Annotated in this window: 13 protein-coding genes; 8 read left to right on the top strand and 5 right to left on the bottom strand. The window is 62.5% G+C overall.

Translation table 11 applies throughout. From position 1 onward, the window contains the following. Positions 1-82 precede the first annotated feature (82 nt). Positions 83-2,962: a putative bifunctional diguanylate cyclase/phosphodiesterase gene (locus TMS3_RS03050; protein ID WP_025163776.1), complete on the top strand. Its 2,880-nt coding sequence runs from the start codon at positions 83-85 to the stop codon at positions 2,960-2,962. Positions 2,963-3,024: 62 nt separating this feature from the next. Here TMS3_RS03050 and TMS3_RS03055 read toward each other — a convergent pair whose 3' ends face one another. The 4 genes from TMS3_RS03055 to zwf all read right to left on the bottom strand — a co-directional run bounded on the left by TMS3_RS03055 (position 3,025) and on the right by zwf (position 6,146). Continuing rightward, entirely contained in the window at positions 3,025-3,351 is a 327-nt protein-coding gene (locus TMS3_RS03055) for a hypothetical protein (protein WP_025163777.1), read from the bottom strand. A 54-nt stretch (positions 3,352-3,405) separates the two neighbouring features. Beyond that, the gene (locus TMS3_RS03060) at positions 3,406-3,936 is read right to left on the bottom strand and encodes a DUF5384 family protein (RefSeq protein WP_025163778.1); all 531 of its coding nucleotides are present in this window, start codon (positions 3,934-3,936) and stop codon (positions 3,406-3,408) included. Between the two features lie 10 nt (positions 3,937-3,946). Then, positions 3,947-4,453 carry a hypothetical protein gene (locus TMS3_RS03065; RefSeq protein ID WP_235576598.1) on the bottom strand — a complete coding sequence of 169 codons (507 nt, stop codon included), beginning with the start codon at positions 4,451-4,453 and terminating at the stop codon, positions 3,947-3,949. A 268-nt stretch (positions 4,454-4,721) separates the two neighbouring features. After that, a complete protein-coding gene (zwf, locus tag TMS3_RS03070) occupies positions 4,722-6,146 on the bottom strand; it encodes a glucose-6-phosphate dehydrogenase (protein WP_029866074.1) in 1,425 nt (474 codons plus the stop codon). 173 nt (positions 6,147-6,319) lie between these two features. Between zwf and hexR the strand changes: the two genes are divergently transcribed. Then, positions 6,320-7,189: a transcriptional regulator HexR gene (gene hexR, locus TMS3_RS03075; RefSeq protein WP_025163781.1), complete on the top strand. Its 870-nt coding sequence runs from the start codon at positions 6,320-6,322 to the stop codon at positions 7,187-7,189. Between the two features lie 126 nt (positions 7,190-7,315). After that, a complete protein-coding gene (locus TMS3_RS03080) occupies positions 7,316-7,540 on the top strand; it encodes a PA3496 family putative envelope integrity protein (protein WP_025163782.1) in 225 nt (74 codons plus the stop codon). On the opposite strand, the gene TMS3_RS03085 is transcribed toward TMS3_RS03080, so the two are convergent. After that, positions 7,482-8,444 carry a LysR family transcriptional regulator gene (locus tag TMS3_RS03085; protein ID WP_025163783.1) on the bottom strand — a complete coding sequence of 321 codons (963 nt, stop codon included), beginning with the start codon at positions 8,442-8,444 and terminating at the stop codon, positions 7,482-7,484. The two genes, TMS3_RS03080 and TMS3_RS03085, sit on opposite strands and share 59 nt — an antisense overlap. Before the next feature lie 243 nt (positions 8,445-8,687). Here TMS3_RS03085 and TMS3_RS03090 point away from each other — a divergent pair, with 243 nt between their 5' ends. From TMS3_RS03090 to glsB, 5 genes are all read left to right on the top strand, one after another. Beyond that, positions 8,688-10,103, top strand: a complete 1,416-nt coding sequence (locus TMS3_RS03090; protein WP_025163784.1) for an acetyl-CoA carboxylase biotin carboxylase subunit — start codon at positions 8,688-8,690, stop codon at positions 10,101-10,103. Positions 10,104-10,114: 11 nt separating this feature from the next. Beyond that, the gene (gene oadA / locus TMS3_RS03095; protein ID WP_025163785.1) at positions 10,115-11,935 is read left to right on the top strand and encodes a sodium-extruding oxaloacetate decarboxylase subunit alpha; all 1,821 of its coding nucleotides are present in this window, start codon (positions 10,115-10,117) and stop codon (positions 11,933-11,935) included. A 117-nt stretch (positions 11,936-12,052) separates the two neighbouring features. Then, positions 12,053-12,994, top strand: coding sequence for a sodium-dependent bicarbonate transport family permease (locus tag TMS3_RS03100; protein ID WP_025163786.1), 942 nt, complete (start codon positions 12,053-12,055; stop codon positions 12,992-12,994). Between the two features lies 1 nt (position 12,995). Then, entirely contained in the window at positions 12,996-13,298 is a 303-nt protein-coding gene (locus TMS3_RS03105) for a DUF3240 family protein (protein WP_025163787.1), read from the top strand. 265 nt (positions 13,299-13,563) lie between these two features. Further along, positions 13,564-14,472, top strand: coding sequence for a glutaminase B (gene glsB, locus TMS3_RS03110; RefSeq protein ID WP_025163788.1), 909 nt, complete (start codon positions 13,564-13,566; stop codon positions 14,470-14,472). The last annotated feature ends 132 nt before the right edge of the window (positions 14,473-14,604 follow it).

Here is a 14,604-nt window from a genome sequence, read left to right on the forward strand (position 1 = left end):
CGCGTTCATCGATCTTGGGCGCTGGCTCTAGCTCGGGTATGCTCCGCCGACGCCTAGGCAACCCTTAATAAGAATATCGCCTATGACTGCCCTCACGAGCGCCGCAGTAGCCGAGTTGACGCTGGACACTTCGCACGAGATCGATCAGCAATTCGTCACTGGTATTGCTGTCGAGCGTACCCGCCTGCTCTACCAGGGCTCACGGGTACCGACCCTATTCATGTTGCTCAATGGCCTGGCCTGCGCCTACCTGCTGTGGACGCCACAAAATCGCTGGCTGCTATCCGGTTGGCTGATCTGGTTGGTGTTGCTCGCCGTCTTGCGTCTGGTACAGGTCACCGCGTTCAATGCCGCGCCGCCGAGTCGTCAGGCCCATCCGCACTGGCGGCGAAATTTCCTGTTTGGCGCCCTCGCGTCCGGTCTGACCCTGGCCTTTGCCGCCATCTTCCTGGTGCCAGTCGATGTGTTCTACCAGCAGGCCCTGGTCTACGGACTGATTGCCGCGGCGATTCTCTCCGCCAGCGTCGCTTATGCGGTGAGTCTGTCGGCATTTCTGACCTTCGCCGTGCCCTGTCTGCTGCCCTCGGGGGCCTATCTGCTGCTCAGCGACAACGCCTTGCAGCGCGCTTGGGGCCTGCTGGACGGTATTTTGCTGTTGGCGCTGCTGGTGGTGGCCTGGCAGGTTAACCGCCTGGTACAGCGCAGTCTGCTGCAACGCTTCCAGAATCTGGCGCTGATCGGCAACCTGGAGCATGCCAAGCTGCGGGCCGAAGGTCTGAATGTCGAGCTGGCGCGAGAAATCGAACAGCGCCGGCGGGCCGAGCGCGAGTTGCGTGGTGCCCACCGCGAGCTGGAAATGCGTGTGGCTGAACGCACCCTGGAGCTGGACGAAACCACGCATGCCCTGAGCAAGAGTCAGGCGCGTCTGGCCCTGGCCCTGGAAGCCAGCGAATTGGGCTTGTGGGATTGGGACCTGCAAAGCGATCAGGTACACCACTCCCAACTCAAGGAAATTTTCGGTCTCGAACCCGGCGCGGTTCAGGTCATGTTGCGCGATCTCAAGCCGCGCCTGCATCCGGACGACCTGCCGGTCCTGCGCCGCGCCCTGGTCGAGCACATGAAGGGGCGTACCGACGGTTACCAGATCGAGTACCGCATCAAGCACGCCGCCGGGCACTGGGTGTGGATCGAAGACCGTGGTCGCGCGGTGGAGCATGACGCCCGGGGACGGGTGCTGCGCATGCTCGGCACGCGGCGCGATATCAGTGCGCGCAAGCAGCAGGAACAGCAGCAGCAGCTGGCTGCCACGGTGTTCGAGGCGGCCAGCGAAGGCATCGTGATTCTCGACCCTGACTACCGCCTGTTGGCGGTCAATCGGGCGTTCAGGCAAGTCACCGGCTACCGCCAGGATGAGTTGATCGGTAAAAGCGTGATCAGCTTTATCAGCAGTCGCGAGGCGCGCCAGCAGTACCAGCTGATCCGTCTGGAGTTGGAGCAGTGTGGTAGCTGGCAGGGCGAATTGCTCGAGGCGCGCAAGAACGGCGAGCTCTACCCGCAGTGGTTGCAGCTGAATGTAGTACGCGACTCACGGGGAAATGTCAGTCATGTGGTGGGCTTCTTCGCCGATCTTACGTCGCGGCGCGAGTCTGAAGAGCGCCTGCGCTACCTCTCGCATTACGATCAGTTGACCGGTCTGGCCAATCGCAGCCTGTTCCGCGAGCGCCTGCACGACGCCAGCCAGCGCGCGCGCCAGAGTGGCCGCAGCCTGGCCTTGCTACACATTGATCTGGATCGCTTCAAGCTGCTGAATGACAGCCTCGGCCATGACGTGGCCGATCAGTTGCTGCGGCAGATGAGCCGTCGCCTGAGCCAGGCGGTACCCGAGGCCGACACCCTGGCGCGCTTGTCGGGCGACGAGTTCGGGGTGTTGCTCGACTCCTACGGTAGCCTTTCCAGCCTGGCGCGCATGGCCAGTCGTCTGCTGGCCAAGCTGCGGGTACCGATGACGGTTGGCGATCAGGAGTTGGTGATCAGTGCGTCCGTTGGCATCAGTCTGTGGCCGGACAATGCGCGGGAAATCTCCGCGCTGATCAGCCAGGCCAACATGGCCATGCAGCACGCCAAGCATTTGGGCGGCAACACCTTCCAATTCTTCACCGATAACCTGCAAGCCTGCACCCTGGAGCGCCTGCAACTGGAGACGCAGTTGCGCAAGGCCATCGATGAGGGGCAGCTGGAAGTGTTCTACCAGCCCAAGCTATGCCTGGCCGATGACAGCCTGAATGGTGCCGAGGCGCTGGTGCGTTGGCGTCATCCGCTGCTGGGTCTGGTGCCCCCCGGCGACTTCATCGGCCTAGCCGAGGAAACCGGCCTGATCGCACCCATCGGTGAGTTCGTCCTGCGTGAGGCGTGCCGGCAGGCGCGCGAATGGCAGCGTCAGGGGCTGGCGCAGATCCGCGTCTCGGTGAACCTGTCGGTGCATCAACTGCGTCAGGGCAATCTGACCAGCCTGGTGCGCCAGGTACTCGAGGAAACCGACCTGGAGGCGCATTTCCTCGAGCTGGAACTCACCGAAAGCCAGTTGATGGAGAACGTCGAAAGTGTCATCAGCACCTTCCATCAGCTGCGTGCCCTGGGGGTCAAACTGGCGATTGATGACTTCGGCACTGGCTATTCTTCGCTCAGTTACCTCAAGCGTTTCCCGGTGGATTACGTGAAGATCGATCAGACCTTCATCCGCGACCTGTCAGCGGGCGGTGAAGATGCCGCCATCACCCGGGCGATCATCGCCCTGGCCCATAGCCTGGAGCTGAAGGTAGTCGCCGAAGGGGTGGAAACCCAGGCGCAGATGGACTTCCTCAAGGCGCACCACTGCGATGAAATTCAGGGCTATCTGATCGGCAGGCCGGTACCGGCGGAGCAGTTTGTCGAGGTGCTACGTGATCAGATCAAGGTTTTCTAGCGGCACGTGGATGGTGTTATCTGGGGTGGCGTGCGCCTGTTGGGCAAGCGCACGCGGCGGGGTCAAAGCCCGTTGGGAAGGAAACGAGTGGCGCCGCTGACCTCATCGATCCTCTTGATGCGTACGGCTTTCTGGCAGGTTTCATTACGCGTATTGCTGTCCGCGCAGTACTGCGTGAGAAACTCAGCAAACGCCATGTCCTGACCGTTAACGGTCAGCACGCGCTTGAAGTATTCGCCTTGAATGCCCTGTGCCTGGCGGCGACTGGTCATCTCCTGGTCGACTACCAAGCGTCCGTGCAGATCAACGCTGGGGAATTCGGGGGCTTTATCTTCTTTGCAGGCAGCCAGCAGCATGGCAGTGGCGGCCAGGGTGATTAAACGCAGCATGATGAGCTCTCTCGAAAGCCTCCCCCCGGCGGGTGCCAGGGGAAGTGTCGGGGGTTACTCGCCGAACAGGCGAGTGGAGCGATTGACCTCGGCTTTGCCGGAGTCTTCCAGCAAGGCTTTAGTGCCCGAACTCAGGTTGCGCGAAGCATCCGCGTCCGACTGGATCACGTCGGTTCGTGCCGCGCTCTCGCGCAACTCGGCATCGATGTAGTCGTTCGCCCGAGCTGCGCGGGCGCGTTTAGCCTGCAGTTCAAGTCTGCGCTCTTCCAGTTCGAGTGCCCGCAGTTCGTCCTCAAAGCCTTCTTCACGGCTGCGAACGCGCTTGTTTTCGGACTCTTGTGCCTGACGTTGTGCCAGAGCTTTCTGTTGTGCAGCTTGTTGTACGGCGGCGCGTTGACGGCGATTAGCAGCATCGCGCGCGTCAGCACGTGCCTGCTCGGCAACGGCCTGGCGAGTGCGCTCGGCTGCGGCATTCGCTTCAGCTTGCTTGGTTTGCTGTTCGATTTGGTACAACTGGTCGAACTGGTTGGCCAATGCCGGCAGGGATAACAAGGCCAGGGCGGAGCCCAGAACAATATGTTTCATCTGTGCGCCCTCAGCTCTTGGTCGGTTCGGGGCAGGTTGCGTTTGGCTGGATGCGTGTTTCGTTGGACAGCATCATTACCATCAGCGAGATTTCGCCAATTTTGAATTCGCAAGGACGGCCGACCTGGGCAGAGGTGAAAATCTTACCGTTTTCCGAGTAACCGATCAGCACGCCTGGCACCAGGGAGGTATCGCTGACCAGCGAGCCGGCCATTGCGCCTGCAGCACCACCTGCAACGCCGCCCACTATTGCGGTATCACGGTGATTCTGTGCGCCCAGCGCCGCGCCGCCAATAGCGCCCAGCAGGCCACCGACCATCATGGCGGCTTTCTGGTTTTTCTCGTTGCTGACTTTGATCTTGGAGGGGGAAACCGTCAGGATTTTAACGGTTTTGGCTTCTTGCTGAGTGTTGACCTGACTCGCGTCGAAGACATCGGCTTGGTACTGCTCGCCAGTGGCTTGGCAGCCAGTCAGTACGGCAGCGATAGAGAGTACCAGGCAGCGTTTGATCATCATTCCTTTATTCCTTGATGAAATATAAACATCCTTTTGCCAGTTTATTTAGAATAATAATGGCAATGAGCCGGCATTCTAATCAAAGGGTTTGGTCAGGGTAAAGGCGGGCTGTTGAACTTACTGAGATATACGCTGTCTCCCTGCCCGGAGGCGTGAGGTATCGGCGGAGCCTTGCAATTCGCGCACAGTCCTCCGTTACCATCGCGGATACTAGATGCTGATGTCAGCTAGTCTGAGCTGCTGCAGTCAGCTGCGGCGGTTTGTTGCGCTACTCCATCCACTGCCGGCCATGTCGCTCGAGCAAGCTTTGCAGCTGCTCCGGGCCATTGCTGCCGGCCGGATAGGGGCGCGGGCTCTGGTAGTGCTGGTGCCAGCCCTGGATGATCGGATCAATCCATTGCCAGGCGGCCTCCACTTCATCGCGGCGCATGAACAGCGTCGAGTCGCCTTCGATGACATCCAGCAGCAGACGCTCGTAGGCGTCCCAGCGGCGCTGTTTATTGAATGCGTCGGCCAGGTTGAGATCGAGCTCCACCGGTTTCAGGCGCATGCCTTTTCCGGGATTCTTGGCCATCAGCTGCAGGCTGATGCGCTCTTCCGGCTGCAGGCGGATCAGCAGGCGGTTGGCTTCGCCTTCGCCGAACAGCCGATGCGGCACCGGTTTGAACTGAATGAGGATTTCCGAGGACTTCTTTGCCAGGCGTTTACCGGTGCGCAGGTAAAACGGCACACCGGCCCAGCGCCAGTTGTCTATTTCCGCCTGAATGGCAACAAATGTCTCGGTATCACTGTCGTTGTCGACATTTTTCTCGAAGTAATACGCCGGAACGTCCTGCCCGCCGATCTTTCCGGCGGCGTACTGGCCACGCACGGTCTTGTCCCTGACGTCGAGGCCGGTGATGGGCTTCAGGGCTTCGAGGATTTTCACTTTCTCGTTGCGCACCGCCTCGGCGTCGAAACGCACCGGCGCCTCCATGGCTACCAGGCAGAGCAGCTGCAACAGGTGGTTCTGCACCATGTCGCGCATCGCCCCGGCATGGTCGTAGTAGGCGCCGCGGTTCTCCACCCCGAGGGTCTCGCAGACGCTGATCTGGATATGATCGATGTGCCCGGCACGCCATATTGGTTCGAACAGGGCGTTGGCGAAGCGCAGCGCCATGAGGTTCTGTACGGTTTCCTTGCCCAGGTAATGATCAATGCGGAACACCCGGGACTCGTCGAATACCGCGGCGATCGTTGCATTGATCGCCTGCGCCGACTCGAGGGAGTGGCCGATGGGTTTCTCCAGCACGATGCGCGCCTTGGGTCCGGCCAGTCCTGCGATTTTCAGGTGCGCGGCGATATCCTCGAACAGGCCGGGTGCAGTGGCCAGGTAGTACACCCGCACGCGCTCCTCGGGGTTGCCCAGGTGTTTGCTCAAACGGCCGAAATCGGCGCTGTGGCTAGCGTCCATGGCGAAGTAATCGAGGCGTGCAGCGAAATGCTGCCAGGTTTCGGCGTCGAAGTCGGCGCGCGCGACTTGAGCACGGCAGTGGCGTTCGGCGAGGGCCTGGAAGGCTGCGCGGCTGTGCTTGCTGCGCGCCAGAGCGAGGATGCGCATGTCGGCGTGCAGGCGCCCCTCGCGGTGCAGGTGATAGAGCGCGGGCAACAGTTTATGCAGGGCTAGATCGCCGGTGCCGCCGAACACCAGCATGTCGCAGGGAATACTCAATGAAGGAACTCCGACTCGTTTACCTGTGCGGGGGTGGCGGCCATGTAGTATAACTACAAGATCACTACAACCCGGCCTGCGCCGATCATAACCGAGTCGTGACTCGGTCGAGGATCGTCCGCCGGATTCAATGCCCCCAGCAGAGCCTATTTCTTGTGAATTTGTTGCAACACATAGCCCAGTCGCGCCACCTGTTACGTAAGTCGGAACTCAAGGTGGCCGACCATGTGCTGCTCGACCCGGCTGCGGTGATGCACAGTTCGATGGCCGAGCTGGCGCATAACGTGGGGATCAGCGAGCCGACCATCGTGCGCTTCTGTCGCGCCATTGGTTGTGGCGGCTTTCAGGACCTCAAGCTCAAGCTGGCGCAAAGCCTGGCTGCCGGCGCCAGCTTTGGTCAGTTCGCGATCCACGAGAACGACTCGGTCAGCGATTTCAGCCTGAAGATTTTCGATACCACCCTGCATACCCTGATCGAGGTGCGCGAGCACCTCGATCCACAGGCGCTGCAGCAGGCCATCTCCGCTTGTGCCCAGGCCCAGCGCGTGGAGTTCTATGGCTTTGGCGCTTCCGGTGCGGTGGCGGCGGATGCCCAGCACAAGTTCTTCCGTCTGCTGCTGAACGCCGCGGCCTATTCCGACCCGCACATGCAGGCGATGAGCGCGGTGACGCTGAAACCCACCGATGTGGCGATCTGCATCTCCCAGTCCGGTCGCTCCAAGGACCTGCTGATCACCGCCAATCTGGTGCGTGAAACCGGCGCCACGCTGATCACCCTGTGCCCGAGTCAGACCCCGCTGGCTGACCTGGCTTCAGTGGTACTGGCGATCGACGTGCAGGAAGACACCGAGATCTACACCCCGCTGACCTCGCGTATTGCCCACCTGGTAGTGATCGACGTGCTCGCCATGGGCGTGGCCATGGCCCGCGGCCCGTCGCTGGTCAACCACCTGAAGAGCGTCAAGCGCAGCTTGCGCAGCCTGCGCCTGTCGCCCAAGTCGATCAAGATCGCCGACGATCAGTAATCCTCGCCCTGTTGCGGCCAGCGCTGTCGGCGGTCTGGCGTAACCACAGCTTCATTGCTTTGCCGTCAAAGCGTCATGCAGGCGGTCGATCCTGTGACTCCCGTTATTCGCCTTGGGAGACATGTGATGGCTCGCTACTCGGATGAAGTGCACGCGCACGCCAACAGTGATGCGAAAGATCGGCGCAAGTTGCGCGACCAGCGGCGCATGGAGTTTCGCCGGGCGATCGAGTACTACTCGGAACAGCGCCTGTTGCAGCAGGAATTGGCCGACTATCCCGAGTTGATTGCCGCTAATTATCTGGCGACGACGCAGGCAGTGACCCGGCAAAGCGCTCAGCCAGTGCGTTGATCTGACTGCGCTGGTTGCGTACGAAGTTGAAGAACGCCTGCGCCACCGGTGACAGGTGTTTACCGCGCGGATGCACCACGCACCAGCTGCGCAGCAGCGGCAGCTCGCTGACCGGCAGCTCGCGCAAGAGGCCCTCCTGCAGTTCGCGGCGCACCGCGTGGCGCGGCAGCAGGGCCAGGCCCAGGCCGGCCAGTACTCCTTCGCGCTGCCCCTCCAGCGAGCCGACCTCCAGGGTCTGGGCGAAGTGCGCGCGCTTCTGGTGGCAATACTCTTCGCAGGCCTTGCGTGTACCTGAGCCCGTCTCGCGCACCAACAGTGGCCAGCTGGTCAGTTCCTGCAAGCTCAGTGGTTCGCGGGCGCACAGCGGGTGCGCCTGCGGCGCCACGGCGATGATCGGGTTATTGAGAAAGGGTAGAAACTCCAGGGCCATATCCGCCGGGACCTGCGACATGATCAACAGGTCGTCGCGGTTGGCGCTCAGGCGTTTGATCGCCTGAGCGTGGTTGACCACCACCAGTTGCAGGCTGACTTCCGGGTATTCGCGGCGAAAAGCGGCGAACAGGTGAGGTATGAAGTACTGCGCGCTGGACTCGACGGCCAGGCTCAGCTGCCCCTGCAGCGAGCCTTGCAGGTCGGCCAACTGCATGTCGAGGCTTTCCAGGCGGCCGAAGATATCCGCGCCAGCGCGTTGTAAGGCTTCTGCTGCGTCGGTCAGGTAGAGCTTCTTGCCGACGTAGTCGAACAGCGGTTGGCCGACCAGTTCTTCCAGTTGACGAATCTGCAGGCTGACGGCCGGCTGGGTCAGCGACATCTCCTCGGCGGCGCGGCTGTAGGAGCGCTGCTCGCACACCGAGCGAAATACCTGCAGCTGGCGCAATGTCATGCGCATCAAGGACTTACGCATTATGAGTCTCGTCGATTGCGAGTGGGGAGGCCGCGTTTGGCGGTCTTTGCCGATGCCTGGAAACTGGCGTAGAGGTGTGAGTATTAGTTTTTAATTATAGCCAATCAAATAAATATTAATTTTTGGTAATTCGCTGCGCGGCGTAGGGTAATCGGGCGATTGCTGCACGACAGCGATCCTTCGCCGAACGGCTTGCTCGTTCGTCTGCTGCCGATTCATCAGAGCCTGGCCGAGGAAAAACTCGTGATCAAGAAAATCCTGATAGCCAACCGCGGTGAGATTGCCGTGCGCATCGTGCGCGCCTGCGCCGAGATGGGTATCCGCTCGGTGGCCGTCTATTCCGACGCCGACCGCATGGCACTGCACGTCAAGCGTGCCGACGAGGCCCATGGCATCGGCGCCGACCCACTGGCCGGCTACCTGAACCCGCGCAAACTGGTCAACCTGGCGGTGGAAACCGGCTGCGATGCCCTCCATCCGGGCTACGGCTTCCTCTCGGAGAACGCCGAGCTGGCAGAAATCTGCACCGAACGCGGGATCAAGTTCATCGGCCCGAGCGCCGAGGTGATCCGCCGCATGGGCGACAAGACCGAGGCCCGGCGCAGCATGATCAAGGCCGGCGTGCCGGTCACCCCGGGTACCGAAGGCAACGTCGTCGACCTCGCCGAAGCGTTGCGCGAGGGCGAGCGCATCGGCTACCCGGTGATGCTCAAGGCCACCTCCGGCGGTGGCGGGCGCGGTATCCGCCGCTGCAACAGCCGCGAGGAGCTGGAGCAGGCCTACCCGCGGGTGATTTCCGAGGCGACCAAGGCCTTCGGCTCGGCCGAGGTGTTTCTGGAAAAGTGCATCATCAATCCCAAGCACATCGAGGCGCAGATTCTCGGCGACAGTTTCGGCAACGTGGTGCACCTGTTCGAGCGCGATTGCTCGATTCAGCGACGCAACCAGAAGCTCATCGAGATCGCCCCCAGCCCGCAACTGACCCCCGAGCAGCGTGCCTATATCGGCGACCTGGCGGTGCGCGCGGCGCAGGCGGTGGGCTACGAGAACGCCGGCACCGTGGAGTTCCTGCTCGCCGAGGGCGAGGTGTACTTCATGGAGATGAACACCCGGGTGCAGGTGGAGCACACCATCACCGAGGAAATTACCGGCCTGGACATCGTTCGCGAGCAGATCCGTATCGCCAGCGGCTTGCCGCTGTCGGTCAAGCAGGAAGACATCATCCACCGCGGCTTTGCGTTGCAGTTCCGCATCAACGCCGAGGACCCGAAGAACAACTTCCTGCCCAGCTTCGGCAAGATCACCCGCTACTACGCCCCCGGCGGCCCCGGCGTGCGTACCGACACGGCGATCTACACCGGCTACACCATTCCGCCTTACTACGATTCGATGTGCCTGAAGCTGATCGTCTGGGCACTGACCTGGGAAGAGGCGATGGATCGCGGCCTGCGCGCCCTGGACGACATGCGCGTGCAGGGAGTCAAGACCACCGCCGCCTATTATCAGGAGATCCTGCGCAACCCCGAGTTCCGCAGCGGACAGTTCAACACCAGCTTCGTCGAGAGCCATCCGGAACTGACCGAGTACTCGATCAAACGCAACCCGTCGCACCTGGCCATCGCCATCGCCACCGCCATTGCTGCCCACGCTGGCCTGTGAGGATTTGAGAAATGTCTAAGACCCCTGTTGCTAAAAAAATAACCGTCACCGACACCATCCTGCGCGACGCCCACCAGTCGCTGCTGGCCACGCGCATGCGCACCGAAGACATGCTGCCGATCTGCGACAAGCTGGACCAGGTCGGCTACTGGTCCCTGGAAGTCTGGGGTGGCGCCACCTTCGACGCCTGTATCCGCTTCCTCAAGGAAGACCCCTGGGAGCGCCTGCGTCAGCTCAAGGCAGCGCTGCCCAATACCCGCCTGCAGATGCTGTTACGTGGACAGAACCTGCTCGGCTACCGCCACTACAGCGATGACGTGGTCAAGGCCTTCGTGGCCAAGGCGGCGGTCAACGGCATCGACGTGTTCCGCATCTTCGACGCGATGAACGACGTGCGTAACCTGCGCGTGTCAATCGAGGCGGTGAAGGCCGCCGGCAAGCATGCCCAGGGTACCTTGAGCTACACGGTCAGCCCGGTGCACACGGTCGAGGCCTACGTGAAACAGGCTCAGGCCATGCAGGCCATGGGCATCGACTCGGTGGCGATCAAGGACATGGCCGGTCTGCTCACCCCCTATGCGGCCTTCGACCTGGTCAAGGCGCTGAAGGCCGAGGTCGACCTGCCGGTGTTCGTGCACAGCCACGACACCGCGGGCCTCGGCTCGATGTGTCAGCTCAAGGCGATCGAGGCCGGCGCCGACCATATCGACACCGCCATCTCCAGCATGGCCTGGGGCACCAGCCACCCGGGGACCGAGTCGATGGTCGCCGCGCTGCGCGGCAGCGAGTACGACACCGGCCTGGACCTGGAGCTGATCCAGGAGATCGGCATGTACTTCCATGCGGTGCGCAAGAAGTACCACCAGTTCGAGAGCGAATTCACCGCGGTGGATACCCGGGTACAGGTCAACCAGGTGCCGGGCGGGATGATGTCCAACCTGGCCAACCAGCTGAAGGAGCAGGGCGCGCTCGATCGCATCAACGACGTGTTCGCGGAAATTCCGCGGGTGCGCGAGGACCTCGGCTTCCCGCCACTGGTGACCCCGACCTCGCAGATCGTCGGCACCCAGGCGGTGTTCAACGTGCTGGCTGGCGAGCGCTACAAGACCATCACCAACGAGGTGAAACTCTACCTGCAGGGCCGTTATGGCCTGGCGCCGGGCAAGATCAACGAGCAACTGCGCAAGCAGGCGATCGGCAGCGAAGAGGTGATCGACGTGCGCCCGGCCGACCTGCTCAAGCCGGAAATGGCCAAGCTGCGCGGTGAGATCGGCGCCCTGGCCAAGTCCGAGGAGGACGTGCTGACCTACGCCATGTTCCCGGACATCGGTCGCAAGTTTCTCGAGGAGCGTGAGGCCGGCAGCCTGACCCCCGAGGTGCTGCTGCCGATCCCCGAAGCCGGTGGCGTGGCCGCCGCCGGTGGCGAAGGGGTGCCAACCGAGTTCGTGGTCGATGTGCACGGCGAGAGTTACCGGGTCGATATCACCGGCGTCGGCGTCAAGGGCGACGGCAAGCGCCACTTCTACCTGTCCATCGATGGCATGCCGGAAGAAGTGGTGTTCGAACCGCTCAACGACTTCGTCGCCGGTGCCAGCGGCAAGCGCAAGGCCGCCAGCGCGCCGGGTGACGTCAGCACCAGCATGCCGGGCAACATCGTCGATGTGCTGGTCAAGGAGGGCGATGCGGTCAAGGCTGGCCAGGCGGTGCTGATCAGCGAGGCGATGAAGATGGAGACCGAAGTGCAGGCGCCAATCGCCGGTACAGTCAAGGCCGTACACGTGGCCAAGGGTGACCGGGTCAATCCGGGCGAAGTGCTGATCGAGATCGAATAACCGCAACTGCGGGCAAGCGAGGCGCGTGCCGCCATCGGCAACTGTTTACCTCTGGGGGGCCGCAAGGCTCCCTTTTTTTAACTGAACGCCAGGCCATGGTATCTACGAGAGGCGGTTATGGGCATTGATCCGGTTGTACTGTTTTTCGTCTTCGGCCTCAGCGCCGGCTTGCTGAAAAGCGAGCTGAAGCTGCCGCCGGCACTCTATGAAACCCTGTCGATTCTGTTGTTGCTGGCCATCGGTCTGCACGGCGGGGTGGAGTTGGCGGAGCAGGCCAGTGCACGCTTGTTGGGCCAGGCCGCGTTGGTCCTGGGCTTGGGCGTGGCCTTGCCGGTGGTGGCCTTTGGCATCCTGCGGGCACTGGGCTTCGATCGGGTCAACGCCGCCGCGGTGGCGGCCCACTATGGTTCGGTCAGCGCCGGTACCTTCGCCGTGGCCGTGGCCTTTCTGCTGGCGCGCGGCATCCACTTCGAGAGCTATATGCCGCTGTTCGTGGCGATTCTGGAGATCCCGGCGATCCTGGTCGGCATCCTCCTGGCCAAGGGTCTGGCGCGCGACACCGACTGGCGCGAACTGGGCCGGGAGATCTTTCTCGGCAAGAGCATCATGCTGCTGCTCGGCGGCCTGATCATCGGTGCGGTGGCCGGCAAGGAGGCGATCAAGCCGCTGGAGCCGCTGTACACCAGCATGTTCAAGCCGGTGCTGGCGTTCTTCCTGCTGGAGATGGGGCTGATCGCCTCGGGTCAGCTCGGCGCGCTGAAGCAGTTCGGCATGCGTCTGCTTGGCTTCGCCCTGCTCATGCCCTTGCTCGGCGCGCTGATCGGCGCCGCCCTGGCACGGTTGATGGATCTGTCGCTGGGCGGCACCGCGATGCTCGCCACCCTGGCGGCCAGCGCCTCCTATATCGCGGTGCCGGCGGCACTGCGTCTGGCGCTACCGCAGGCCAATCCTTCGCTATCCTTGACCGCCTCACTGGGGATTACCTTTCCCTTCAACATTCTGCTCGGCATTCCGCTGTATCTGGCGCTGGCCGAGCAACTGATCGCCTGGGGACTCTGAGATGACCGCGCATACCCGTACCCTGCTCACCGTGATCTGCGAAGCGGCGCTGGAGAAGAAGCTGGTGGCCGACCTGGAGCACCTCGGCGCACCCGGCTGGACCATCTCCGATGCCCGCGGGCGTGGCGCCCATGGGGTGCGCAGCGCCGGCTGGGAAACCGAGAGCAATATTCGTGTGGAGATCATCTGCGCGCCCGAGCTGGCCGAGCGCCTGGCCAGCCACCTGCAGCAGCGCTACTACGCCAATTACGCGATGGTCTGCTATCTGGCGCAGGTTGAGGTGCTGCGCCCGGAAAAATTCTAGCAGGCTGTTGAAAAACTACTGCGCTCGACTATACGGCGTTGAAGTCAGGCCGGGACGCGGTGTCTCAAAATGCTCATTTACAGCTCGTAAACTGCGCTTTTTCGCCTAACTTCGCCTTGTCTAGCCTTCGCTCGTTACCTTTTTCAACGGCCTGCTAGGCCCGGCTCGGCCGCGTGTTGGCACTTATCCCTGTGATCCGTGCGGGCTGCCAGGCGTCTAGCAACGGTAGCCTGGGCGCCGTCTGGGTGTTGCCACGAGCCCCCGCATGCAAGCGCTGTTGACTGAAATTCTCGATGAGGTCCGTCCACTGCTCGGCCAGGGCAAGGTGGCCGACTACATTCCCGCCCTGGCCACTGTCGAACCGCGCCAGCTGGGCATCGCGGTGTACGGTAACAGCGGCGAGCTGCACGTGGCCGGCGATGCGCAGCGGGCCTTCTCGATCCAGAGCATTTCCAAGGTGTTCAGCCTGGTCCAGGCCATCGGCCATTCCGGCGAGGCGATCTGGCAGCGGGTCGGTTACGAGCCGTCCGGGCAGCCGTTCAATTCCCTGGTGCAGCTGGAGTTCGAGCGTGGCCGGCCGCGCAATCCCTTTATCAACGCCGGGGCCCTGGTGATCTGCGACATCAACCAGTCGCGCTTCGCCGCGCCGCCGTTGTCGATGCGCGATTTCGCCCGGCGCCTGGCTGGCAACCCGGAGCTGGTCATCGACAATCGGGTCGCCGAGTCGGAGTATCAGCACCGCGCGCGCAATGCGGCCGCGGCCTACCTGATGCAGGCCTTCGGCAATTTCCATAACGATGTCGAGGCGGTGCTGCGCAGCTATTTCAGCCACTGCGCGCTGCGCATGAGCTGCGTCGACCTGGCCCGCGCCTTCTGTTTTCTGGCCAACGATGGTTTTTGCAAGCACAGCGGCGAACAGATTCTCAGCGCGCGGCAGACCAAGCAGGTCAACGCGATCATGGCCACTAGCGGCCTGTACGACGAGGCCGGCAACTTCGCCTACCGCGTCGGCTTGCCGGGCAAGAGCGGGGTCGGCGGCGGCATCGTCGCGGTGGTGCCGGGGCGCTTCACCGTCTGTGTCTGGTCGCCGGAGCTGAATGCCGCCGGCAACTCCCTAGCTGGGATCAAGGCCCTGGAGTTGCTTAGTCAGCGCATCGGCTGGTCGGTGTTCTGAGCCGGTCACTAGGCGTCAGCGGCTGGGCGCGCTTGCGCGTAGCGCCTCCAAGGTCTGCCTTGCGCTCGGGCCGTTTGGCCGGTTGTCAGTTCAGCAGGGGTTCACTGGTCATCTGGGCACCTCGCCGGTTCG

This window comes from Pseudomonas taeanensis MS-3, from assembly GCF_000498575.2.
GTDB classification, from domain to species: Bacteria; Pseudomonadota; Gammaproteobacteria; order Pseudomonadales; family Pseudomonadaceae; genus Aquipseudomonas; species Aquipseudomonas taeanensis.